Annotated in this window: 19 protein-coding genes and 1 pseudogene; 4 read left to right on the plus strand and 16 right to left on the minus strand. The window is 64.1% G+C overall.

The features are described 5' to 3' along the window. Positions 1-16: 16 nt before the first annotated feature. From BMY71_RS21820 to BMY71_RS21830, 3 genes are all read left to right on the plus strand, one after another. On the plus strand, positions 17-1084 hold the full coding sequence (locus tag BMY71_RS21820; RefSeq protein ID WP_092686142.1) for a branched-chain amino acid ABC transporter permease: 1068 nt from the start codon (positions 17-19) through the stop codon (positions 1082-1084). 91 nt (positions 1085-1175) lie between these two features. Further along, positions 1176-1601: an OPT/YSL family transporter gene (locus BMY71_RS21825; protein ID WP_283804822.1), complete on the plus strand. Its 426-nt coding sequence runs from the start codon at positions 1176-1178 to the stop codon at positions 1599-1601. 343 nt (positions 1602-1944) lie between these two features. After that, a complete protein-coding gene (locus BMY71_RS21830; RefSeq protein WP_041805482.1) occupies positions 1945-3045 on the plus strand; it encodes an alkene reductase in 1101 nt (366 codons plus the stop codon). Positions 3046-3247: 202 nt separating this feature from the next. Here the strand turns inward: BMY71_RS21830 and BMY71_RS21835 are convergent, their stop codons facing one another. From BMY71_RS21835 to BMY71_RS21900, 14 genes and pseudogenes are all read right to left on the minus strand, one after another. Further along, positions 3248-5047, minus strand: coding sequence for an ABC transporter substrate-binding protein (locus BMY71_RS21835; protein WP_092686144.1), 1800 nt, complete (start codon positions 5045-5047; stop codon positions 3248-3250). Between the two features lie 69 nt (positions 5048-5116). After that, the gene (locus tag BMY71_RS21840; RefSeq protein WP_041805483.1) at positions 5117-5443 is read right to left on the minus strand and encodes a DUF2160 domain-containing protein; all 327 of its coding nucleotides are present in this window, start codon (positions 5441-5443) and stop codon (positions 5117-5119) included. A 67-nt stretch (positions 5444-5510) separates the two neighbouring features. After that, positions 5511-6317 (minus strand): carbohydrate ABC transporter permease, encoded by an 807-nt coding sequence (locus BMY71_RS21845; RefSeq protein ID WP_092686145.1) that lies wholly within the window; start codon positions 6315-6317, stop codon positions 5511-5513. Further along, positions 6317-7219, minus strand: a pseudogene (locus BMY71_RS21850) (carbohydrate ABC transporter permease). The gene BMY71_RS21845 and the pseudogene BMY71_RS21850 overlap by 1 nt, the downstream one beginning before the upstream one ends. Next, on the minus strand, positions 7219-8322 hold the full coding sequence (locus tag BMY71_RS21855) for an ABC transporter ATP-binding protein (RefSeq protein WP_092686146.1): 1104 nt from the start codon (positions 8320-8322) through the stop codon (positions 7219-7221). Before BMY71_RS21855 ends, BMY71_RS21850 begins: the two are co-directional and overlap by 1 nt. A 12-nt stretch (positions 8323-8334) precedes the next feature. After that, positions 8335-9414 carry an ABC transporter ATP-binding protein gene (locus tag BMY71_RS21860; RefSeq protein ID WP_092686147.1) on the minus strand — a complete coding sequence of 360 codons (1080 nt, stop codon included), beginning with the start codon at positions 9412-9414 and terminating at the stop codon, positions 8335-8337. Continuing rightward, positions 9411-10952 (minus strand): glycerol-3-phosphate dehydrogenase, encoded by a 1542-nt coding sequence (gene glpD / locus BMY71_RS21865; RefSeq protein ID WP_092686168.1) that lies wholly within the window; start codon positions 10950-10952, stop codon positions 9411-9413. Before glpD ends, BMY71_RS21860 begins: the two co-directional genes overlap by 4 nt. A gap of 270 nt (positions 10953-11222) precedes the next feature. Continuing rightward, on the minus strand, positions 11223-12023 hold the full coding sequence (locus BMY71_RS21870; RefSeq protein ID WP_011504450.1) for a DeoR/GlpR family DNA-binding transcription regulator: 801 nt from the start codon (positions 12021-12023) through the stop codon (positions 11223-11225). Positions 12024-12122: 99 nt separating this feature from the next. Next, positions 12123-12740, minus strand: coding sequence for a flavin reductase family protein (locus BMY71_RS21875; protein WP_092686148.1), 618 nt, complete (start codon positions 12738-12740; stop codon positions 12123-12125). A gap of 16 nt (positions 12741-12756) precedes the next feature. Continuing rightward, on the minus strand, positions 12757-13371 hold the full coding sequence (locus BMY71_RS21880; RefSeq protein ID WP_092686149.1) for a TetR/AcrR family transcriptional regulator: 615 nt from the start codon (positions 13369-13371) through the stop codon (positions 12757-12759). 18 nt (positions 13372-13389) lie between these two features. Next, the gene (locus BMY71_RS21885; protein WP_092686150.1) at positions 13390-16530 is read right to left on the minus strand and encodes an efflux RND transporter permease subunit; all 3141 of its coding nucleotides are present in this window, start codon (positions 16528-16530) and stop codon (positions 13390-13392) included. A gap of 16 nt (positions 16531-16546) precedes the next feature. Then, positions 16547-17653: an efflux RND transporter periplasmic adaptor subunit gene (locus BMY71_RS21890; protein WP_092686169.1), complete on the minus strand. Its 1107-nt coding sequence runs from the start codon at positions 17651-17653 to the stop codon at positions 16547-16549. Positions 17654-17744: 91 nt separating this feature from the next. Continuing rightward, positions 17745-18041, minus strand: coding sequence for a VOC family protein (locus BMY71_RS21895; RefSeq protein ID WP_092686151.1), 297 nt, complete (start codon positions 18039-18041; stop codon positions 17745-17747). Positions 18042-18083: 42 nt separating this feature from the next. Beyond that, positions 18084-20714 carry an ATP-binding protein gene (locus tag BMY71_RS21900; protein WP_092686152.1) on the minus strand — a complete coding sequence of 877 codons (2631 nt, stop codon included), beginning with the start codon at positions 20712-20714 and terminating at the stop codon, positions 18084-18086. 496 nt (positions 20715-21210) lie between these two features. On the opposite strand from BMY71_RS21900, the gene BMY71_RS21905 reads away from it, so the two are divergent. After that, positions 21211-21426 (plus strand): CsbD family protein, encoded by a 216-nt coding sequence (locus tag BMY71_RS21905; RefSeq protein ID WP_011504457.1) that lies wholly within the window; start codon positions 21211-21213, stop codon positions 21424-21426. A gap of 93 nt (positions 21427-21519) precedes the next feature. Here the strand turns inward: BMY71_RS21905 and BMY71_RS21910 are convergent, their stop codons facing one another. Together BMY71_RS21910 and ggt are read right to left on the minus strand one after the other, a co-directional pair. Then, on the minus strand, positions 21520-22503 hold the full coding sequence (locus BMY71_RS21910) for a D-2-hydroxyacid dehydrogenase family protein (RefSeq protein WP_092686153.1): 984 nt from the start codon (positions 22501-22503) through the stop codon (positions 21520-21522). 120 nt (positions 22504-22623) lie between these two features. After that, on the minus strand, positions 22624-24210 hold the full coding sequence (ggt, locus tag BMY71_RS21915; RefSeq protein WP_092686154.1) for a gamma-glutamyltransferase: 1587 nt from the start codon (positions 24208-24210) through the stop codon (positions 22624-22626). Between the last annotated feature and the right edge of the window lie 114 nt (positions 24211-24324).

Below are 24324 nucleotides of genomic sequence, written 5' to 3' on the forward strand. Positions count from 1 at the left end.
CGATGAGGATTTCCCGATGATGATCCTGTCCGGCGATCCGCCGCGCAGCCGGGCGCTGTCGTTGATGCTGATCGCGATCATCGCGGTGCTGGCGATCACGCCGTTCCTGTTCCCCGGCGCCAAGCCGCTCAACGTCGCCGCCAAGATCTGCATCTTCGCGGCGTTGGTCGCGTCCTATGATCTGCTGCTCGGCTACACCGGCACGGTGTCGTTCGCGCACACGATGTTCTACGGCATCGGCAGCTATGCGGTGGCGATCGCGCTGTACACGATGGGGCCGAGCTGGGGCGCGGTCGCGGCCGGCATCGTGATCGGCCTGCCGCTGGCGGCGCTGCTCGCGCTCGGCATCGGGCTGTTCTCGCTGCGGGTCGAGGCGATCTTCTTCGCGATGATCACGCTGGCGGTCGCCTCCGCCTTTCTGGTGCTGGCGTCGCAGTTGTCGTGGCTGACCGGCGGCGAGGACGGTCGCAGCTTCCAGCTTCCGGAGCTGCTGCGGCCGGGAACGGTGTTCATCAAGGATCTGTTCGGCGTCCGGGTCAACGGCCGGATCCTGACCTATTACGTCATCTTCGTCGGCTGCGCGGCGATGATCCTCGGGCTGTTGCGGGTGGTGAACTCGCCGTTCGGCCGGGTGCTGCAGGCGGTCCGCGAGAATCGCTTCCGCGCCGAGGCGCTCGGCTATCGCACCGTGTTTCATCTCACTTACGCCAACGTCATCGCCGCGCTGGTGGCGGCGTCCGCCGGCGTGCTCAACGCGATGTGGCTGCGCTATGCCGGGCCAGACACCTCGCTGAGCTTCTCGATCATGCTCGACATTCTGCTGATGGTGGTGATCGGCGGCATGGGCACGATCTACGGCGCGATCATCGGCGCGACGATCTTCATCCTGGCGCAGAATTACCTGCAGGCGCTGATGGGCGCGGCCTCCAATGCCGCCACCGAGGCCGGGCTTCCGCTGCTCCCAGGCCTGCTGCATCCGGATCGCTGGCTGCTGTGGCTGGGGCTGCTGTTCGTCGCCAGCGTGTATTTCTTCCCGACCGGGATCGTCGGCAGGTTGCGGGGGTCGCCCAAGCCGGCGGAGTGAGCTGCGACGAACGTCGGAGGCCACATTTGCCTGCGCGCTCCTGACGCGCCGGAACACGGCGTAATCTGCGCCAGATCAATCTCATGTGCAGATGCACAGAGTATCCTGTTGCCGTTCGGGGCGCTCTCTCGGTATCGCGCCCCTCTCGAAAGGACGCCCTGCCTATTCGGATACCGAACGGCAAAATCGTCCGACTAAACAGGAAGTTGAAATGACGTTTCTCTTGATGCTTACAGCGGTTGCTTTCGCGGCCGCCATTGTGGTGGCGCGTGCGCTCGCAACCGCTGCTCCGAACGGTAAAATGATGTCGCAGGCCGCCGGCGCCGCCACGATCGTCGTCGCGCCGATCATCACCCTCGTGATCGCCATCGTGCTCGGCAAGTTCGGCATTGGCGGCGAAGTCCTCACCGCAACCGAGATTCTGCAATCGGCGGCTCTTCCCGCGTTCTGCACGCTGTTCGTGGCCCCGATCGCGTTCTGGTTCTTCCGCCGCCAAGGCCTTAGGGCTGGCGCTTGAGGACGACATCCTCCGTAGCGGACAGATCTGCTCGTTGAGATTCACGTTCGAGGTCGGCGGCGATACCACGCCGCCGACCAAACGGTCGGAACGCACTTCCATCTGCGGCATTCATCTGCAGCGTCGAATTCCGTAACGAAAGATCCCCCGCGCACCCGAATTGCGCGAAACGCTATTCCCTTTTCGGCTGGCCCTGTAGCAAGTCCAGAAGGTGCCGGGCGCAGTTTCGGGGACGGCATTCCAATATTTCATGCAGTCGCATCTATTTTGCGGCCGAACCATTGCCTTTCCCGCGGCGAGCCCCAAGTTCCTCCCTATTCGCAATCTTCCCGGGAACGGCACAATGACCAATTCCAAACTCTTCGAGCCCTACCAGCTCGGCTCGATCACGCTCTCCAACCGCACGGCGATGGCGCCGCTGACGCGCAATCGCGCGATTCCCGAGGGGCTGGTGCCCAATCCGCTCGCGGTGGAGTATTATGGCCAACGCGCCGGCGCCGGGCTGCTGATCACCGAAGCGAGCCAGATCTCGCAGCAGGGCCAAGGCTATCAGGACACCCCCGGCATCTATTCCAAGGAGCAGATCGCGGCTTGGCGCAAAGTCACCGACGAGGTGCACAAGCGCGGCGGCAAGATCTTCATCCAGCTCTGGCACGTCGGCCGCATCTCTCATGTCGACCTGCAACCGAACGGCGGCGCCCCGGTCGCGCCTTCGGCGATCAAGGCCAACACCAAGACCTTCGTCGGCGGCAAGTTCGTGGATGTCTCCGAGCCCCGCGCGCTGGAGTTGAATGAGATTCCCGGAATCGTCGATGCGTTCCGCCAGGGCGCCGCCAATGCGATCGCGGCCGGTTTCGACGGCGTCGAAATTCATGCCGCCAACGGCTATCTGCTCGACCAGTTCGCCAAGGACGGCGCCAACAAACGCACCGACGCCTATGGCGGATCGATCGAGAACCGCGCGAAGCTGATGCTCGAAGTTGCCAAGGCGGTGGCCGACGAGATCGGCGCCGGCCGCACCGGCATCCGGCTGTCGCCGGTGACCCCGGCCAACGGCATCTCGGACTCTGATCCGCAGCCGCTGTTCGACTACATCGTCGACCAGCTCAACGCGCTGAAGCTGGTCTACATCCACGTGATCGAGGGGGCGACCGGCGGCCCGCGCGACAACGCCCCGTTCGACTATGCAAGCCTGCGCAAGCGCTTCAGCGGCACCTATATCGGCAACAACGGCTACGACCTCGCGCTCGCCAACAAGGTACTCGACGCCGGCGAGGCCGATCTGATCGCATTCGGCACGCCGTTCATTTCGAATCCCGACCTCGTCGAGCGCCTGAAGAACGGCGCGCCCCTCAATAAGCCGGACAAGGCGACCTTCTATGGCGGCGGCGCCAAGGGCTACACCGACTACCCGACATTGGAGTCGCTACAGGCGGCGCAATAACGACAAGGCCTCTCAACCCGTCATTCCGGGGCGCGCGAAGCGCGAACCCGGAATCAAGAGGTTGGTGCGACGATGCGACAACGGCTCGGAACTCCGGGTTCGCCGCTCCGCGGCGCCCCGGAATGACTTCTTGAAAAGCCACTCCTGAATCAGAAAGGCCGGGATCGCTCCCGGCCTTTCGCGTTGTTGCTCGGCGCGTCGCTTACTTCGCTTCGGCGCGCTTCGGCGGCGAGGCCGGCCAGGACTTGATCAGGGTGTCGTAGTCGACGGTTTCACCCTTCGGCTTCTCGTTCGCGAGCTTGCGCTGCGGAGCGATGTTGCCGTCCTTTTCCGACTTCGCGTACCAGTACTCGGCGGTCTCCTTCTTGTTCAGCTTCGGACCGCAGTCGCCCTGCACCTTCGACTTCTCGAGGCGCTCGAGCACCGAGTCCTGCGCCGCCGCCAGCGAGTCCATCGCCGCCTGCGCGGTCTTGGCGCCGGAGGAGGCATCGCCGATGTTCTGCCACCAAAGCTGCGCCAGCTTCGGATAGTCCGGGATGTTGTTGCCGGTCGGCGACCATTGCACGCGGGCCGGCGAGCGATAGAACTCGATCAGACCACCGAGCTTCGGTGCGCGTTCCGTAAACGACTTGTCCCAGATATCGCTCTCACGGATAAAGGTGAGACCGACATGGCTCTTCTTCAGGCTCACCGTCTTCGAGGTGATGAACTGCAGATACAGCCATGCCGCCTTGCGGCGATCCGCCGGGGTCGACTTCAAGAGCGTGCCGGAACCGACGTCCTGATAGCCGAGCTTCATGCCTTCCTTCCAATAGGCGCCCTTCGGCGAGGGCGCCATCCGCCACTTCGGCGTGCCGTCGGCGTTCACCACCGGCAGGCCGGGCTTCACCATGTCGGCGGTGAAGGCGGTGTACCAGAACATCTGCTGGGCGACGTTGCCCTGCGCCGGCACCGGGCCCGACTCGGAGAAGGTCATGCCCTGCGCCTGCGGCGGGGCATACTTCTTCATCCAGTCGAGATACTTCACGATCGAATAGACCGATGCGGGACCGTTGGTGTCGCCGCCGCGCTCCACCGAGGAGCCGACCGGACGGCAGCCTTCCATCCGGACGCCCCATTCGTCGACCGGCCGGCCGTTCGGGAGGCCCTTGTCGCCATTGCCGGCCATCGACAGCCAGGCGTCGGTGAAGCGCCAGCCGAGCGACGGGTCCTTCTTGCCGTAGTCCATGTGGCCATAGACCTTGACGCCGTCGATCTCCTTGACGTCGTTGGTGAAGAATTCCGCGATGTCCTCATAGGCCGACCAGTTCACCGGCACGCCCAGCTCATAGCCGTATTTCGCCTTGAACCTGGCCTTGTAGTCCGCGTTGGTGAACCAGTCGTACCGGAACCAGTAAAGGTTCGCGAACTGCTGGTCCGGAAGTTGGTACATCTTCTTGTCGGGCGCCGTGGTGAACGACCGGCCGATAAAGTCCTCGATGTCGAGGGTCGGCAGAGTGACGGCCTTGCCCTCGCCGGCCATGTAGTCCGACAGCGCGATGGCCTGGCCGTAGCGGAAATGCGTGCCGATCAGGTCCGAATCGTTGATCCAGCCGTCATAGACGTTCTTGCCGGACTGCATCTGGGTCTGCAGCTTCTCGACGACGTCGCCTTCCTGGATCAGGTCGTGCTTCAGCTTGATGCCGGTGATCTCGGAGAACGCCTTGGCGAGCGTCTTGGCTTCGTATTCGTGCGTGGTGATCGTCTCGGAGACGACGTTGATATCCATCCCCTTGAACGGCTCGGCCGCCTTTGCGAACCACTGCAATTCCTTGAGCTGCTCCTCCTTCGACAACGTCGAAGGTTGAAACTCATCGTCGATCCATTTCTTCAGCGCCGCCTCGTCGGCGGCCCACGCCGGAGCCGCCAGCGTCATCGACGCCGCCATCAGCGCGGCGGCGCTCGCCATCGTCATCAGCCGCAGCCGGCGGGGCTGGGTCTTCCGTCTGGTCAAGTCTCGCATCCTTGGTTCCTCCGTTAAGCGACAACGTCAGGCCCCGGGTTGATCCCGAACCTGTCACTCATTCGCCACTCACACCGTGCGGAAAATCGCAACGGCGGAGAGCAGCGACAGCACAGTGGCGAGCCACAGGCTCGACACTTCAATTCCTTCTCCGACCGGCAGCGTCAGCAGCGGATCGGTCCCCACCACCGCGATCCATACCAGGTGAATCACGGCGGCGAGAATCAGCGACAGAAACAGCCGGTCGCCGCGGGTCGTCGGAATCCGCAGCACGCCGACACGCTCGATCTCGGGATAGGCGACGGCCAACCACGTCATGGTCGCGAGCGTCGCGGCGAGCGCCACGAAGAAGATCGCGGTCGGCCCGGTCCATGCCATCCATGCGAAATGATCCACGACGTTACTCCTTGCGCATGATCTGGTCCGAAAACCGGCGTCCGCTTTTTGGGGGCACACGCGCCTCCTACACCCGGCCAAGCGCGAAGCCGCGCGCGATGTAGTTGCGGACGAACCAGATCACCAGCGCGCCCGGGATGATGGTGAGCACGCCGGCGGCGGCGAGCAGGCCCCAGTCCATGCCGGCGGCCGACACGGTCCGCGTCATCACCGCCGAAATCGGCTTGGCGTTGACGGAGGTCAGCGTTCGCGCCAGCAGCAACTCCACCCACGAGAACATGAAGCAGAAGAACGCCGCCACGCCGATGCCCGAGGCAATCAACGGCATCAGAATCTTTACGAAGAATCGCGGGAACGAATAGCCGTCGAGGAACGCGGTCTCGTCGATCTCGCGCGGCACGCCGGAGACGAAGCCTTCGAGAATCCACACCGCCAAGGGCACGTTGAACAGGCAATGCGCCAGCGCCACCGCCCACGGCGTATCAAACAGATTGATCGCCGAATACAGGTTGAAGAACGGCAGCGCGTAGACCGCGGCCGGCGCCATCCGGTTCGACAGCAGCCAGAAGAACAGATGCTTGTCGCCGAGGAAGCGATACCGCGAGAACGCATAAGCCGCCGGCAGCGCGAACGAGATCGACAGCACGGTGTTGATGACGACGTATTGCAGCGAATTGATGTAACCCGAATACCAGCTCGGATCGGTGAAGATCGTCCGGTAATTCTCGAGCGTCGGCTGATGCGGCCACAGCGTCATCGTCGTGACGATTTCACTATTGGTCTTGAAGCTCATATTGACGAGCCAGTAGATCGGCAACATCAGGAACAGCAGATAGAGCGCCATCACGACGCGGCGGCCTGGGATCGAGTGCATCAGGCGCTCCCGGGGGTCTGCTGGCGCTCGGCGCCGGCGTTGGTCATCACCGTGTAGAACACCCAGCACACGATGATGATGATCAGGTTGTAGACGATCGACAGCGCCGCGGCCTTGCCGAGGTCGAACTGGCCGAGCGCGATCTTGACGAGTTCGATCGAAATGAAGGTGGTCGAATTGCCGGGCCCGCCGCCGGTGACGACGAACGGCTCGGTGTAGATCATGAAGCTGTCCATGAAGCGCAGCAGCACCGCGATCAGCAGAACCCGGTGCATCTTCGGCAGCTGGATCGCCTTGAACACCGCTCAGCGCGACGCGCCGTCGATCTGCGCCGCCTGATAATAGGCATCCGGGATCGATTTCAGGCCGGCGTAACACAACAGCGCCACCAGGCTGGTCCAGTGCCAGACGTCCATCACCACCACCGTCGCCCAGGCGTCGAATTCGTTGGAGACGTAGTTGTAATTGATGCCCAGGCTGTTCAGCGTGTAGCCGAGCAGGCCGATGTCGGGCCGGCCGAAGATCTGCCAGATCGTGCCGACCACGTTCCACGGGATCAGCAGCGGAAGCGCCATGATCACCAGACAGGCGGCGACCGACCAGCCGTGGCGCGGCATCGCCAGCGCGACCACGATGCCGAGCGGCACCTCGATCGCGAGGATGATCGCCGAGAACGCCAGATTGCGCCACAGCGAGGCGAAGAACCGGCCGCCGAGATCGGTCGAGGGATCGAGCAATTCCTTGAACCAGCCGACCCCGTTCCAGAAGAACTGGTTGTTGCCGAAAGTGTCCTGCATCGAATAGTTCACGACCGTCATCAACGGCAGGATCGCCGAGAACGCGACGATGGCGAACACCGGCAGCACCAGGAACCAGGCTTTCTGGTTGACGATCTTCTCCATCAGGCGACCTGCTCCAGTGCGCGGCCTTCGACGATTTCACTGTCAGCGTAGACGTGGATGCGCGACGACTCGAACATCAGGCCGGCCTCGTCGCCATCGGCGGAGAAGCCGTCCGGCACGCGCGCGGCGAAGCGGGCGCCGCCGACCCGCACCCAGGCGAAGCGGATGCGGCCGAGATCGTCGATCCGCTCGATCCGCCCGGTCATCAGCCCCGGCGCCCTGGCGGTGAGGTGAACGAACTCCGGTCGGACACCGATTTCGATCTTGGCGCCCACCGGCAGATGGTCATAGCCGCGGGTGAGCGTGATCGCATGGCCGTCGATCAGCGCCTCGCGGCCGCGGATCTGCGCCGGCACGATGTTCATGCCCGGCGAACCGATGAAGTAACCGACGAAGGTGTGCGCCGGCCGATCGAACAATTCCTCGGGCGTTCCGCTCTGCACGACGCGACCGTCGTGCATCACCACGACGGTGTCGGCGAAGGTCAGCGCTTCGGTCTGGTCGTGGGTGACGTAGATCATCGTGAGATCGAGCGCGCGATGCAGCGCCTTCAGCTTCGAGCGCAGTTCCCACTTCAGATGCGGATCGATCACCGTCAGCGGCTCGTCGAACAGGATCGCAGAAACGTCGGAACGGACCAGACCGCGGCCGAGTGAAATCTTCTGCTTGGCATCCGCCGTGAGCCGCGTCGCCTTGCGTTTCAGATGCGGCGTGAGGTCGAGCAGATCGGCGATCTCGGCGACTCGCGCGTCGATCTCGGGCTTCGGCACGCCGCGGTTCTTCAGCGGGAATTCCAGATTCTCACGCACCGTCATGGTGTCGTAGATCACCGGAAACTGGAACACCTGCGCGATGTTGCGCTCACGGGTCGACAGCCGGGTGACATCCCTGCCGTCGAACTGGATCTGGCCGCGCGACGGCGTGACGATGCCGGAGATCAGATTGAGCAGCGTGGTCTTGCCGCAGCCTGAGGGGCCGAGCAGCGCGTAGGCGCCGCCCTGCCGCCAGGTCATCGACACCGGCTTCAACGCATAGGCGGCCGCCGGCAGATTGTCGCCAACGAGGTAGGAATGGGCAAGGTCGACCAGGTCAATGCGCGCCATCGGCCCTCTCCGTCACATCGGCTTCGGCGCGGCGACGAGGCGGTCGGCCGCGTCGAACACGAACAGATTGGCGGGGTCGAGGATCGCGTCCAGGGTTTGGCCCGGTTCGAACTCGTGCACGCCGTGCAGCACCGCGACCCAATTGTCGTCGCCGCGCTTGAGATGCACGAAGCTCTCCGAGCCGGTGATCTCGGTCACCGCGACAGTGGCCTGGAACGCGTGGCGATCGGGATTGACGCGCGCGACCTCGATCTGATGGGCGCGGAAGCCGACGCGATAGGCGCCGTCGCCGAGCCCGGCGAAGACGCCGGTGGCGGGCGCCGTGACGCCGCCAGCATAGTGCACGGTGCCGGCCTTCTTCTCCGCGCCGACGATGTTGAGCGGCGGATCTGAGAACACCTGCGCGACCCGCATGGTGTCGGGCTGGCGATAGACCTGCGGCGTCGGGCCGGTCTGCAGCACCTGTCCTTCCCACATGCAGACGGTGCGACCACCGAGCAGCAGCGCCTCGGAGGGCTCGGTGGTGGCGTAGACGAAGATCGCACCCGACGCCTCGAAGATCCGCGGCAGTTCGGTGCGCAGTTCTTCGCGCAGCTTGTAGTCGAGATTGGCGAGCGGCTCGTCGAGCAGCACGAGATCGGCGCCCTTGACCAGCGCGCGGGCGATCGCGGTGCGCTGCTGCTGGCCGCCGGAGAGTTGCAGCGGCGTGCGCTTCAGATACGGCTCGAGCTTCAGCAGCTTGGCCGCCTCCTGCACGCGCTGCTCGATCTCGTCGCGCGACTTGCCCTGCACCCGCAGCGGCGAGGCGATGTTCTCATAGACCGTCAGCGACGGGTAATTGATGAATTGTTGATACACCATCGCCACCGAACGCTTGCGCACGTCGAACCCGGTGACGTCCTTTCCGTCGACCAGCACGCGGCCTGTGGTCGGCTTGTCGAGGCCGGCGAGCAGCCGCATGATCGAGGTCTTGCCCGACAACGTCGGCCCGAGCAGCACGCTCAGCGTGCCGCGCTCAAGCGTCAGCGACACGTCGCGGATCGCCGGCAGGCCGTCGAGCATCCTGGTGACATTCTCCAGGCTGACGCTCATGCCCGACCTCCCGCCTGCTGCTGGGGCTTTTCAGACGCGCGGTGCGCGGTGATCCATTGATCGATCGCGGCGAGCGCAGAGGGCGGCAGCCGCAGACCGAGCTTTGATCGCCGCCAGACGATATCGTCCGCGCTGCGAGCCCATTCGCGATTCATCAGATAGCGGACTTCGGCCTCCGTCAATGTGGCTCCGAAGTCGCAGCCGAGGTCGGCCATCGACTTCGCCGCACCGAGCAGATCGCGCGCGCGCGTGCCGTAGGCGTGCGCGAGTCGGCTCGCATGGGGTGCGGAAAGGAAGGGATAGTTGCGACCGAGGTCGGCGATCAGCGCCGGCAGGCCATCGGTCGGAAAGTCGCCGCCCGGCAAAGGTTTGTGCGCGGTCCAGCCCTCTTTCGCCTTGGCGCCTTTCAGATAGGGCGCGAGCTTCTCCAGCGCTTCTTCGGACAGCCGGCGATAGGTCGTGATCTTGCCGCCGTAGATCGACAGCAGCGGCGCGCCGCCCGGCGTGTCGAGCTCGAACACGTAGTCGCGGGTCGCGGCCTTGGCCTCGCTGGCGCCGTCGTCGTACAGCGGGCGAACGCCCGAGAACGTCCAGACCACATCCGCCGGCGTCACCGGCTTGGCGAAATACGCGCTGACAGCGTCGCAGAGATAGCTGATCTCTTCCGGCGTCGCCTTCACTTGCGAGGGATCGCCGTCATAGTCGCGGTCAGTGGTGCCGATCAAAGTGAAATCACCTTGATACGGAATCGCGAACACGATGCGGCCATCGGCGTTCTGGAAGATGTAGGCGCGATCGTGCGCGTAGAGTTTCGGCACAACGATGTGCGAACCCTGCACCAGCCGCACCTTCGAGGTGGCATTGACGCCGGCGCCGGAGGCCAGCACGGCCTCGACCCAGGGACCGGCGGCATTGACGAGCGTCCGCGCCTGGATCGTGCTGCGGACGCCGCTTTGCATGTCCTCGAGCGAAATCTCCCAGATGCCGTCGCTTTGCCGGACCTGGGTCGCGCGGGTGCGGGTGCGGATGTCGGCGCCGCGCTCGGCGGCGTCGCGGGCGGTGAGCACGACCAGGCGCGCGTCGTCGACAAAGCAATCGGAATATTCGAAGCCGCGGGTAAAGCGCCCGGGGATCAGCGGCTTGCCGACCTCGTCATGGGCGAGATCGACCGAGCGGGTCGGCGGCAGCAATCTGCGGCCGCCGATGTAATCGTACAGAAACAGCCCGAGCCGCAGCCGCCAGGCCGGTCGCAAGCCGGAATGATGCGGCAACACGAAGCGTAGCGGACCGATGATGTGCGGCGCGATCTGCCACAGCCGCTCGCGCTCGATCAGCGCCTCACGGACCAGCCGAAATTCGAAATATTCGAGGTAGCGCAATCCGCCGTGGATCAGCTTGGTCGACCACGACGAGGTGCCGCTGGCCAGATCGTTCATCTCACAAAGGAAAACGGAATTGCCCCGGCCGGCCGCGTCGCGCGCGATGCCACAGCCGTTGATCCCGCCGCCTATGATCGCGAGATCGAAAATCTTCGCCACGAGCGCTCCCAGCTCCTTGCGAATTGCTGCACTGCAGCTTTCGCTTTTGTCGAATTTCTTTCGGTGCGAAATAAAACACAAACCAAAACGAAAGCAAGCGCCTTGTGGCATTTGCAACACGGCCGGCGCAGTGAATTTCGCAATCTCTGATTTGGATTGGCGCGTCAGGCCTAAGCTGCGCTTCCGATGTCATCGGAACCGGAGTGTCAAGTCGTTGTTTTGAAACGCTTTTTTGACGTAAGCCCGCTGTCGGCCTCGCCCGAAAACGCGCTACGCTGCACTTTCGTCGAAGCTGTCGGCGCGTTTCGGGGCCGCCTCGATCACCTGGATTCCGCGCGCGTCGCAGATGCTCTGCAACGCCGGAGGCAGCGCCTCATCGGTGACAAACGTCTGGATCTGGCTGAGATGCGCAATCCGCACCGGTGCGCTCCGCCGCAGCTTGGTCGAGTCGGCCACCAGCATCACGCTGCGGGCGTTGGCGATGATCGCCTGGGACGCTTGCACCTCGCTGTAGTCGAAGTCGAGCAAGGCGCCTTCCTCGTCGATCGCCGAGGCGCCGATGATCGCATAGTCGACCTTGAACTGGCCAATCAGGCTGATCGCCGCCGAGCCGATCACCGCACCATCGGCGCGGCGCACCGTGCCGCCGGCGACGATCACCTCGATCCGCGGATATTTGTACAACAGCATCGCGACGTTGAGGTTGTTGGTAATCACCAGCAGTTCCTCGTGCGAGGTCAGCGCGTTCGCGACCTCCTCGGTCGTGGTGCCGATGTTGATGAACAGCGAGCAGCCGTTCGGGATCTGCGCCGCCGCGGCGGCCCCGATCGCCCGTTTTTCCTCGGCAGCGACGAAGCGGCGCGCCTCATAAGCAAGGTTCTCGACGCCGGAGGCGACGATCGCCCCGCCGTGGATTCGCGTCAGCGAGCGCTGATCGCACAGATCGTTGAGATCCTTACGGATGGTCTGCGCCGAGACTTCGAAGCGGCGGGCGAGATCATCCACCATCACCCGACCGGAGGCGCGGGCGAGGTTGAGAATTTCGGACTGGCGATGGCTCAGAGTGGTCACACGCACACCTGCAGCGGTTTCGCTCTATGGTGGGGGTGTTCGCGCCGCAGGTCAACGCGGCGGTGCTGAACTATCACGACGAGTTATACGCCGGCGCCTTCAGGCCGGACGCGGCATTTCGAACATCGCGTCGGGCCTGATCTCGAAATAATCGCCGCGGCGCCCAGCGCGCATGATCGGATGCGCCAGCGCGGTTTGGTAGACGCCATCCTGGATCAGCCGCTTGTCGATATGCACCGCGACCACTTCGCCGATCGTCAGCCAGGCTTCGGTCCGCGCACCATCGGCGCCCTTCAGCTGGATGATCTCCGACAACCGGCACTCGAACGACACCGGGCTTTCGGCGACCCGCGGCGGCTTCACCAGCCGGCTCGGCAGCTTGGTGAGGTTGCCGAGAGTGAACTCGTCGACTTCGTGCGGCACGGTCGCGGACGTCGCATTCATCGCCGGAGCCAATTCCATTGTCACCAGGTTCCAGACGAATTCGCCGGTCTCCTGGATGTTGGCGACGGTGTCCTTCCATGTCGTCGAGGAAAAGCCGATCAGCGGCGGCGTGTAGTTGAAGGCGTTGAAAAAGCTGTAAGGCGCGAGATTGACGTTGCCCTTGGCATCGCTGGACGAAATCCAGCCGATCGGCCGCGGCGCTATGATGGCGTTGAAGGGATCATGCTTGAGGCCGTGGCCATTCACCGGTTCGTAGGAGTGCAGATCGGTCAAGCGATTGTTCCTGGAGTTAGGGAGAAGCGGTGTGGCGGCCGGCGCGCAGACCAGCAAGCACGAAGTCGACCATCTGGTCGAGCGTCGGCCCCTCATTGTCAAAGCTCTGCGCGATCATCTGCGGGTGGAAAAAGCGAACCATCGCGGTGCAGGTGCAACCCGCCGCCAGTGGCACGTCGGGCGCATCGAATTCGCCGGTCGCCGCCCCTTGCGCAACCACCTGCCCGATGGCGGCGAGGATGTGCTCCATATGATTGATGCAGACGTCCCAGTTCTCCTCCATTGCGATGGCGACCATCTCGTGGAGTTTTTCGTCGCCGACGTAGCGCTCCCGGTTCATGCGATGGATAGTGCCGAGCAGGTCGCGCAGCCGCTTGGCCGCCGGACCATCCGCCGCAGCGATGTTCTCCGCCGCCTGCTCGACCTCACCCATCAGATGACGCGCCACACCCTTGTGGATCGCTTTCTTTGAATCGAAGAAGCGATACACATTCGCGGGGCTCATCTGCAGCACCTTGGCGATATCGGCCACGGTGGTCTTCTGATAGCCGATCTGACGGAACAGCCGCTCCGCCACCACCAGGATGCGGCGGCGCATGTCGGCTTCGGTATTGTCTGTGATCAGCGTCATTCTGGATCGGATATTGAATTATTCAGCGGCGTCGGCAAGCGGAAACGCGCGCTGCGCCTGATCGGCATGTTGCGGTGCGAGGTCGGCTTCGCCACGACCGCCGCGCTCGTCGAGACTCTTGCGGAACCACAGCGCGTACAGGCCGGGCAGATAGAACACCGTCAGGAAGGTGGCGACAAACAGACCGCCCATGATGGTAATCGCCATGGGCCCCCAGAACGCCGAGCGCGACAGCGGAATCATCGCGAGGATCGCAGCGAGCGCCGTGAGCACCACCGGCCGGGCGCGGCGCACCGTGGCTTCGACGATCGCCTCGCGGCGGGTCGCGCCCTGCGCGACATCGGTCTCGATCTGATCGACGAGAATCACGGTGTTGCGCATGATCATGCCGGCCAGCGCGATCAAACCGAGCAGCGCGACGAAACCGAACGGCGCGTTGGCGACGTTGAGGCCGAGCGAGGCGCCGATTACCCCGAGCGGCGCCGTGAGAAACACCAGCAGCAGCCGCGGGAAGCTCTGCAACTGGATCATCAGCAGCGTCAGCATCGCGATCACCATCACCGGAAACAGGATGAACAACGAAGCGTTGCCCTTGGCGGCTTCCTCGATCGCGCCGCCGATCTCGATCCGATAGGCGGACGGCAGGCTGTCACGGATTTCCTTGAGCTGCGGCCAGATCGCGTTCGTGACGTCCGGCGCTTGGACGCCTTCGGCGACATCGGCCCGCACAGTGATCGCCATATCGCGATTGCGACGCCACAGGATCGGCTCCTCATGGGCGTACTCGACCTTGGCGATCTGCGACAGTGGTACCGCGACGCCGTTGCGCGCGGTGATGGTGAGTTCACCGATGCGGCCGAGATCGAGCCGCTCGGACGCCACCGCGCGGGCGACGACGCCGATCTTCTCGACGCCATCGCGGACCGCCGTGACCTGCGCACCGGAGATCAGCATCGCGAGCGCCTGCGAGACGTCCTGTGGCGTCAGCCCGAGGGCGCGGGCGCGGTCCTGATCCACGACCAGCTTGAGATAGGGCGACTGCTCGTTCCAATCGAGATGCGGATCGATCACGTTGGGATTGGCTTTGACGATGTCGCGCACCTTGTAGGCGATCTCGCGGACCTTGGCGGTGTCGGAGCCGATCACCCGGAACTGCACGGGGAATCCGACCGGCGGGCCGAAGTTGAAACGATCGACCCGGACCCGAGCCTCGGCGAGCCGGCCGTCATGCGCCGCCTGTTCGAGCCGCGCCTTGATCCGCTCGCGCGCCGCGACGTCCTTGGCGACGATCACGATCTCGGCGAAGGATTCGGTCGGGAGCTGTGGGTTGAGGCCCATCCAGAACCGCGGCGAACCCTTGCCGACGTAAGCCGTGTAGGTCGCGATGTCGCCGTCGTCTTTCAACAGCGTCTCGGCCTGCTTCACGGTGTTCATGGTGACGTTGAACGCGGTGCCTTCCGGCAGCCGCAGTTGCAGAAACAGTTCGGGCCGCTCGGACAGCGGGAAGAACTGCTGCTGGACATGGCCGAAGCCGACGATCGACGCGATGAAGATGCCGACGGTGGCGAGCACGACCGTCCCGCGCCGGCGCACGCACCAGGCCACGCCGGCGCGCAGCGCGCGATAGATCCGGGTGTGATACACCTCGTCCGGATTGTGGCCTTTCTTGCCGGCGAAATCCGGAAGCAGCTTGACGCCGATATAGGGCGTGAAGATCACCGCGACGAACCATGACGCGATCAGCGCGATCGCCACGATCCAGAAGATGCCGCCGGCATATTCGCCGACCGAGGAGTTGGCCAGGCCGATCGGCAGAAAGCCCACGGCCGTGACCAGCGTTCCGGTTAGCATCGGAAATGCGGTCGACTCCCAGGCGAACGACGCGGCGCGGGCGCGATCCCAGCCCTGCTCCATTTTGACGACCATCATCTCGACCGCGATGATGGCGTCGTCGACCAGAAGGCCGAGCGCGATGATCAGCGCCCCGAGCGTGACGCGGTGCAGGTCGAGCGACATCACGTTCATCACGATGAAGACGATCGCCAGCACCAGCGGCACCGACAGCGCGACCACGACGCCGGTGCGCCAACCGAGCGCCAGGAACGACACGAACAGCACGATCACCAGCGCCTCGAGGAACGAACTCATGAACTCGCCGACCGCATGTTTCACCACAAGCGGCTGGTCGGCGATCTGCTCGATCTCAATGCCCTGCGGCACGTCGCCCATGAACTCGGCGGTCGCGGCTTTCACGTGCTCGCCGAGATCGAGGATATTGGCGCCCGTGGCGGTGACCACACCGATGCCGATCGCAGGTTTACCCTTCTGCCGCACCAGATAGTCGGTCGGATCGACGTAGCCATGGGACACGGTCGCGATGTCGCCGAGCCGGAACACGCGGCCGTTGCTTTCCACCGGCGTCTCGGCAACGGCCTTGACGCCGTCGAGCGCACCGGTGACGCGCAGCGGCACGCGCTGCGACGAGGTTTCCACGGTGCCCGCCGGCGTCACCGCGTTCTGCTTGGCGAGCGAGTCGAACAGCGCCTGCGGCGTCAGGCCGAGGGTGGCGAGTTTCGCGTGCGAGAACTCCACATAGATCCGCTCGTCCTGGGCGCCATAGATATTGACCTTGGTGACGTTCTCGACCTTCAGCAGCCGCTGGCGCAGGCCTTCGGCTGCCTTCTTCAACTGCGCGTAGTTGGCGCCGTCTCCGGTCATCATATAGAGGATCGAATCGACGTCGCTGTATTCGTCGTTGATGTTCGGGCCGATCAGATTGCTCGGAAGTTGCGGCGCGACATCCCACAGCTTCTTACGCAGCAGATACAAAAGATGCGGCACCTCGGCGGGCGACGTCGAGTCGCGGAAGGTCACCTGCATCGCGGTGAAGGAGGCCTTCGAATAGGTCTGCACCTTTTCGAAATAGGGCAACTCCTGCAGCTTCTTCTCGATCGGATCGGCGACTTGCGCCTGCATTTCCGCCGCGGTGGCGCCCGGCCAGATCACCGAGATCACCGCCACCTTGACGGTGAAGGACGGATCCTCGGCGCGGCCGAGCCGCTGATAGGAGTAGATGCCGGAGAGGCCCAGCGCGAAGATCAGGAACAGGATCAGCGCCGGGTGCTTGACCGCCCACGCCGAGAGATTGAACCACCGCATCGGCGCGTCTCGCGATCTAGAACGACAACGATGACACGATCCGGACCCTCTCGGCCGGATCGAGCTTTTGCACGCCGAGCACGACCACCTTGGCGCCCTCCTCGACGCCGCCGCTGATCACCACATGATCGGTCTCGTAGGCCTTCACGGTGACCGGCTTCAGCGTCACCTGACCGGACCCATCGACAACGTAGATCGACGACGCGCCGCCCTGATTGAACAATGCCGAAAGGGGCAGCCGCGCCACGCGATCGGTCGCCGAATCGGCGAGCGTCAATGTCGCGGTCATGCCGAGCGAGACGCGGTCGTCGGCATCGGGCAACAGGAACTTGGCGAGGTAGGTGCGGGTCGCCGGGTCAGCCATCGGCGCAATCTCGCGCAGCTTCGCTGCGTAGGTCTTGCCGGGCTCGGACCACAGCGTGACGCGGGCCTCGCCCTGCTTGGCGCGCCCCACCAGCGTCTCCGGAATCGCGACCACGGCCTCCTTCTCGCCGAACCGCGCCACGCGGAACGCCGGCTGCCCGGCCGCGACCACCTGGCCGGCGTCGATCAGCGTTGCGGTGATGACGCCGCGGGTATCGGCAATGAGGCTCGCATAGGACAGCGCGTTGCGGGTCAGGTCCACCGAACGCTCGGCACGGGCGAAGCGGGCGCGGGCCTCATCCGCCGCGGCGTGCGCCTGATCCATTTGCGCTTCCGTCGCCCAACCCTTGGCGCGAAGCTCCCTGACGCGGTTCTCGGACGCGGTCGCCTGCGCCAGCACGCCCTTGGCGGCGCGGTGCTCGGCCTCGGATTGTTCCGTTTGCAGTTTGAGATCGGTCTGGTCGAGCAGCGCCAGCGGTTGGTCGATCTCGACGGTCTGCCCGACCTCGACAAGGCGCTTCGCGACCTTTCCGGAGACCCGGAAGCCGATATCGGTCTCGATCCGCGGCCGGACCGTCCCGACGAAACTGCGTTCGGGAGAGGCCGCGATATAATGCACGGTCTCGACCAGGACGGGCCGATCAGAGCGCTCCTTCTTGACCTGCTTGTCGTTGCAGCCGGCCAGCCCGATCGCCGCGAATGCGATCAGCAAGCCGATGAACAACCGGATAAATCCATCGAAAATCGGGTGCGCAAGCATCGACAGGTCCTCGAACGACAACGATGGAACTGTCTACTGAACACTGACGATTGTCAATAATCATCAGAGTTCAGGATTCCGGCGCCCTGCTTTATGCTTGTGCTCCGTCGTAGGCCCGCTGAAATGCGTCGCCATCGAGCTTCGCCATTTTCATCATGGCCTGCGTTACCCGTTCCGCACCCGCTCGAACGGAGCCGCTGAACAGTTTCGGCAGGATCGACGGAACGATCTGCCGGGACCGGCCGTAGCGATCGCGAAGCCAGCCACACCGGTCCGGCGTACCGCCGTTGAGCAGCGCATCCCACAGTCGATCGACCTCGGCCTGATCGGCGCAGTCGATCTTGAAAGAGATATGCCGAGGACGAATGTGATCGCCCGATCCCGACATCCCAGAAGCGATCGGTGGCCCCCCGGGCAGGACGGCGTTGCCTCAGCTCGCCAGTTTGAAGCTGGCCTCGCAGTGCGGACGCAATTCCGACAACGCCTTCGCCAGTTGCCCGGTTTGGAAGTCGAGCGCGTCCGGCGATACGATGGCCGAGTTCTGCTCGATCGAACGCGCGATATCGGCGATGAGCGAGAACCCTAGCGTTGCGGCGCCGCCCTTCATGGAATGCGCCTCGACCGCCAACAGGTCGCGATCGATCTTGTTACCGAATTGCCTGAAAAGCGCGATGCGGCGCTCGGTTTCGCTGAAAAACAGCGTCACCATTTCATTGATCTGATCCCGACCGATTTCCTCGGCGAGTTCGGTCAGGATGTTCAGATCAAGCGGCGCAGGTTCTGCTGCGGGAGGCGCCGCGATCCCGGCTGCGCTGCCGCCGCCGCGGAGCGCACGCAACACCGCTGCGACCAGCGCCGGCTTGCGTAGCGGCTTGGCGAGGAAGTCGGTCATTCCGGCTTCGCGACAAATCCTGATGTCGTCGGGGAACGCGTTTGCGGTCAGTGCGATGACCGGCAGCCCTTCGAGCGCACCGCCGCGGCTGCGGATCGCGCGCGTGGCGGCGAGACCGTCCATCGTCGGCATCCGCACATCCATCAATACGACGTCGAACTCCTCTTGCGCGAGCATGCGCAACGCTTCGGCGCCATCGGAGACGACTTGCGCGTCGGCAGCGAATTCCTGCAACATCTTCATCACCACCAGCTGATTGGTAGCGTCGTCCTCGGCGATCAGCACACGCAGCGGTCGACCGAGCATCGCGATCCGGGTCCGGAGATCGTCATTGCCGACGCGTTCCAGCCGATGATCGGAGATCAGCGCATTGGTCCAGGGCAAATCGAGGCTGAAGCGGAACGTCGACCCCTCGCCCGGTTTCGAAGTGACATCGATTGCGCCGCCCATTTGCTCGACGATCCGCCGACTGATCGCGAGCCCCAGCCCCGTGCCGCCGAACCGCCGGTTGATCGACGCGTCGCCTTGCGCGAATTCGGTGAATAGCGAGCCCATCTGCTCCGGCGGGATGCCGATGCCGGTGTCGGTGACCTGCCACTCGATCGTCGCGTGGGCGTCGTCACGCTTGACGCAGGTCAGCACGATCGAAACGCTGCCGTGATCGGTGAATTTGACGGCGTTGAACGCGAGGTTGAGCAGCACCTGGCGGATGCGCGCGGCGTCTCCGGTCAGGGCCGGCGGCAAGCGCGGATCGACATCGATCTTGAGCGCCAGCCCCTTGGCCCGGGCGTTCGGCTCGACGATCGAGCGCACCGCATCGACCAGCACGGAGGGCGAGAAGTTGACCTGCTCGAATTCGAGGCGGCCCACTTCGAGCTTAGACAGATCGAGAATGTCATTGAGGATACGCAGCAGATTGTCGCCGGAGTCGCGGATAGTGGCGACCGCGTGCTGCTGGTCGGGATCGAGCTTGGTCTCGAGCAGCGAATTGGCGAGGCCCAACACGCCATTCATCGGCGTGCGAATCTCGTGGCTCATCATCGCCAGGAAGCCGGATTTCGCCCGATTCTCCGCTTCGGCCTGCTCGGCGCGCCGCCGCTCGGTGACGTCGCGTCCGACTCCGCGATAACCGGCGAACTCGTCATTGTAATCGAACATCGGCTTAGCCGTCAGTGACCACAGCCGCGGACTCCCGCCGATCGTCACGTGCACGATCAGCTCATCCATCGGCTCGCGCATCACCATCTTGGCGGCGACGGTGGCCGCACAACGGCCGTCGTCTGAACACAGCATACCGATCACGTCGGACAGCAGTGCGCCGCACAGGATGTTGGCGGGCAGATGCGCCACCTCGACGAAACGGTCGGGCACGTGCACCAACCGTCCCTGGGTGTCAGTCTGCCACAGCCAATCGCTGGCGTTGGCCTGAAAGTCCTTGAGCAGCAGCGAGATGATTTCGGTGTTGCGCTCCAGTTCAAACTTCGCGCGCAGATTGTCGAAGAACATCTCACCGTGCGACACCAGATTGCGCGAGATGAACAGCGCGTAGAGCATCAGAAACGCAATGGTGATCAGATAGCTGGTGCCGGTGCACAGTATCAGCGAGATCGCGGCGCAGAGCACCATCGCCCAAGTGTAGGCGAGGCCGGCGCGGGGCACCGTCGACAGCGCAAACGCGCCGCCTGACATCATGCCGGTGACAAGGCAGCCAATGATCAACTGATCGGAAGGTGTGGCGTTGGGAAACAGCGCGATCGGCATGGCGCCCCAGATCAGACCGAGGATCAACGCCTGCACGCTCATCCGTCGGGTCGCGTTCGTCGAGGCCTCACGCGGCGGCGCACGCCGCGACTTGTGCCACGACCGCATTGCCAATCCGGCAACCGCGCAGATGGCGCCGAACCACGCCAGCAAGAAGGCGTGGGGGCCGGTGTCCCAAAACACCATCACCACAAGGGTCGCGTTGATCACATTGATCGACATCGTCACCGGTACGAGCCGGCTGACGCTTTGAATCTGCGCGGCGCGGATCAGCCGCAACTCGCGCTCGTCGATATCGGCTGGCACCAGCGTGCCGGCGCCACGACCGCGGAGCCAGGACGCGAGCCTCGATATCCAATCCTCTCGAGGCTCCCGCACCTTTGTCATTACTTGCCGTAGGCCGGTCATCTCGCAACGCTCTCTCGGCCGTCTTCGTCAGGCTTTGGATCTCTCGCTGCACCCTACCCGGCCTGGCAAGGTGAGTTTACTCGCACCATCCCCTGGAGTCTCTGCCAACGCTGTCGATCAGCGCCAGCCGTCCAGCAGTAGCTAGAGCCAGACCATGGGACCTGGGAGCTTCCGCTGCGTTAACTCGATCACAAACAGCGCAGGGCGAAGGCTGCCTCAGTTAATATTTGCCGAAAAATAGGCGCTGATCAGACCAGGGAACAGGAAGTCGCACGGCCACGCACAATAGGTACCATAGAACCCCACTACGCGGCATCTTTCAAGCCGACAGAAAGCGTACTCGGGAGGTGCAGTGGCTGGTGTAGCACTCACGGTTTTGTTCCAAAGATTTGGAGCAATCACTCATAATAAAGGCCGGAACATCCGACTGAGCCTGCTGTTGTCGATGTGCAGCGCACCAGTCAGGTGACGCTCATGAGATCAAGGGAGAATTCCGATGGGTAGCACGATGGACAAAATCAAGGGCGCCACCAACGAGGCAGTCGGCAAGGCCAAGCAGGGTATTGGCGAGGCCACCGGCTCCGAGAAGCTGGAAGGCGAAGGCGCGCTGCAGGAAGCCAAGGGTAAGGGCCAGCAGGCGCTCGGCGATGCCAAGGAAGCGGTGAAGGACACCGCCGACAAGGCGGCAGGCGCAGTCAATCGCAACCTGTGATGGTGCGAGTGTGATCGCATCCGGGTAGCTATCCCGATTGAGATCACCGCGAAAGACCGGCTTCGAGCCGGTCTTTTTGCGTTTGTGCCAGGTTCAGCGCCGTGCGTGCGACGTCACCGCCGGATTGACCACGTTGATCGGCTCACCAGCCGCATATGCCACGATCTGGTCGAAGATCTCACTGAACTGCAACTCGTATTCATCGCGCGACACGTAGCCGATGTGCGGGGTCGCGACGACATTGTCCATCTTCAGTAACGGATCGCTCGGATCGCGTAGCGGCTCGGCGTCGAACACGTCGATCGCCGCCATGCCGGGACGCCCCGCGCGCAGCGCCTCGACCAGCGCGCCGGGCTCGATCAACCCGGCCCGGCTGGTATTGACCAGCAGGGCGCCCGGCTTCATCCGCGCCAGATCGGACCGCGTGACGATGCCGCAGGTGGCGTCCACCAGCCGCATGTGCAGCGACAGCACATCGCTCTGCGCGAAGAATTCTTCCTTGCTACCAGCGATCTGATGGCCATCGGCGCGGGCCTGCGCCAGACTGGGTTCGCGCGCCCACACCAGAACCGTCATGCCGAAAGCGCGGCCATAGCCAGCGACCACGCTGCCGATCCGGCCGTAGCCAAAGATGCCGAGCGTCTTGTCACGCAGCGTATGTCCGACGCCGATCTGCCAGACGCCGGCTTTCAGCGCCGCCGCCTGCTGCGGAATCTGCCGCATCGCCGCCAGCACCAGCCCCCAGGTCAGCTCCGCCGCGGCGTATGACGGCGTGCCGGCGTGCATGTTCGACGAGACGACGATGCCAAGCCGCGTGCAGGCGTCGATATCGATGTGCGGGTAGACGCTGCGCTGGCTGATCAGCTTCAGCTTCGGCAGTTTCTCCAACAGGGCTGCGTGGATCCGGGTGCGCTCGCGGATCAGCACCAGCGCCTCTGTTTCCTTCAGCCGCTCCGCCAGCGCGTCGGTGTCCTGCAAGTGATCGTTGAAGACCGTGACGTCGTGGCTCGCCAGCTTGGCGAAGCAGGGCAGCGTCCGCAGCGTGTCGAAGTAATCGTCGAGAATCGCGATTTTCACGCGGCGTTCCTCCCCGCCATTCCGGCCGTCATTGCGAGGAGCGAAGCGACCCGGCAATCCAGACGTCGGACACTGAGCTGTGGATTGCTTCGCCTCGCTCGCGATGACGGAATTCTCGTCTCAATAACCGAGCGCGCAGCCGTCCTTGCGCGGGTCGGAGCCGCCGGTGAGCGTGCCCTTGTCCCAATCGATCCAGATCCCCTGGCCACCGCCATGCGGCGTGCCGACAGGCGAAACCTTATGGCCGAGTTGCTTCAGGCTTTCGACGGTCGCGGCCGGGACGCCGTCCTCGAGCTGGTAGATGCCCTCGTAGTGCAGGCCGCGCGGCAGATCGATCGCCTCCTGCACGTCGAGGCCGTAGTCGAGGATGTTGGTCAGCACATGGACCTGGCCGACCGGCTGGTACTGGCCACCCATCACGCCGAACGACAACCGCGCCCGGCCGTTCTCGGTGGCGAGGCTCGGAATGATGGTGTGCAGCGGGCGTTTCTTCGGCGCGATGCAGTTCGGGTGGCCGGGCTGGACGCGGAAGCCGGCGCCGCGGTTTTGCAGCAGGATGCCGGTCTTGTTCGAGACGATCGCCGAACCGAAAGAATGCGCGATCGAGTTGATGAACGAGCAGACGTTGCGGTCCTCGTCGACCACGGTGATGTACACCGTCGACGGGTTCATCGGCGGCGCGACATGCGGCAGGTCCAGCAGCTTGTCCAGCGCGATCTTGCTGCAATGCTCCTCGCCGAACTCCCGCGCCAGGATGCGGACGACGTCGATATCGACATGCGCCGGATCGCCGATGTGCTCTTCGCGCATCATGTAGGCGATCCGTGTCGCCTCGGCTTCGAGATGAAAGCGCTCGACGCTGAGCGGACCGAACTTGCCGAGGTCGAACCGGCTGAGAATGTTCAGCATCACCAGCATGGTGATGCCCGGACCGTTCGGCGGGCACTGCCAGACGTCGAAGCCCTTATAGACGGTGCCGAGCGGCGACGTCGTCTCGGTGGTGTGTTCGGCGAAATCCTCGAGCGTGTGCAGACCGCCGATCCCGCGCAGCGTCTCGACCATGTCCTGCGCGACGGCCCCCTTGTAGAACGCGTCGGGGCCGTTGTCGGCGATCAGCTTCAGCGTCTGCGCCAGTTCCGGCTGCCTGATGACGTCGCCGGTCCTGGCCGGTTCGCCGTGCGGCAACAGATAGCGCGCCGCGTTGACGCCCTTCTTCAGCTTTTCGAAGCCGTTCCGCCAGTCGAACGCGATCCGCGGCGCCACCACATAGCCTTCGGCCGCGGCCTTGATCGCGGGCTGCAGCAATTTGTCGAAGCCGAACCGGCCGTGGTCGCGCAGGATCGTCGCCCAGGCGTCGATCGCGCCGGGGATCGTCACCGCATGCGGGCTGGTGAGCGGGATCGCATCGATGCCGCGCTCGAGAAACCACTCCGCCTTGGCCGCCGCCGGCGCCCGGCCGGAGCCGTTATAGGCGACGATCTTCCCTGTGCCCTTAGGCTGATACAACGCAAAGCAATCACCGCCGATGCCGGTCGATTGCGGCTCGATCACCGACAGCAGCGCCGAGGCGGCGATTGCGGCATCAGCCGCGGTGCCGCCCGCCTGCAGGATCTCGATCGCGGCGAGCGCCGCCTGCGGATGCGAGGTCGCCACCATGGCGTTGCGGCCATGGACCGTGGACCGGCCGGCAAAGTGAAAATTCCTCATGGGAACAGGCTCTTTGGTTCACCGCGCCGCGCTTCGGCGCCAGCCTAATTGACATATTCCGGCCGGCCTGAGCAATCCTCGACGCATCGGGCCTCTCCCCGTCAATCACGATCC

The sequence above is a fragment of the Rhodopseudomonas pseudopalustris genome (assembly GCF_900110435.1).
Lineage (GTDB): Bacteria > Pseudomonadota > Alphaproteobacteria > Rhizobiales > Xanthobacteraceae > Rhodopseudomonas > Rhodopseudomonas pseudopalustris.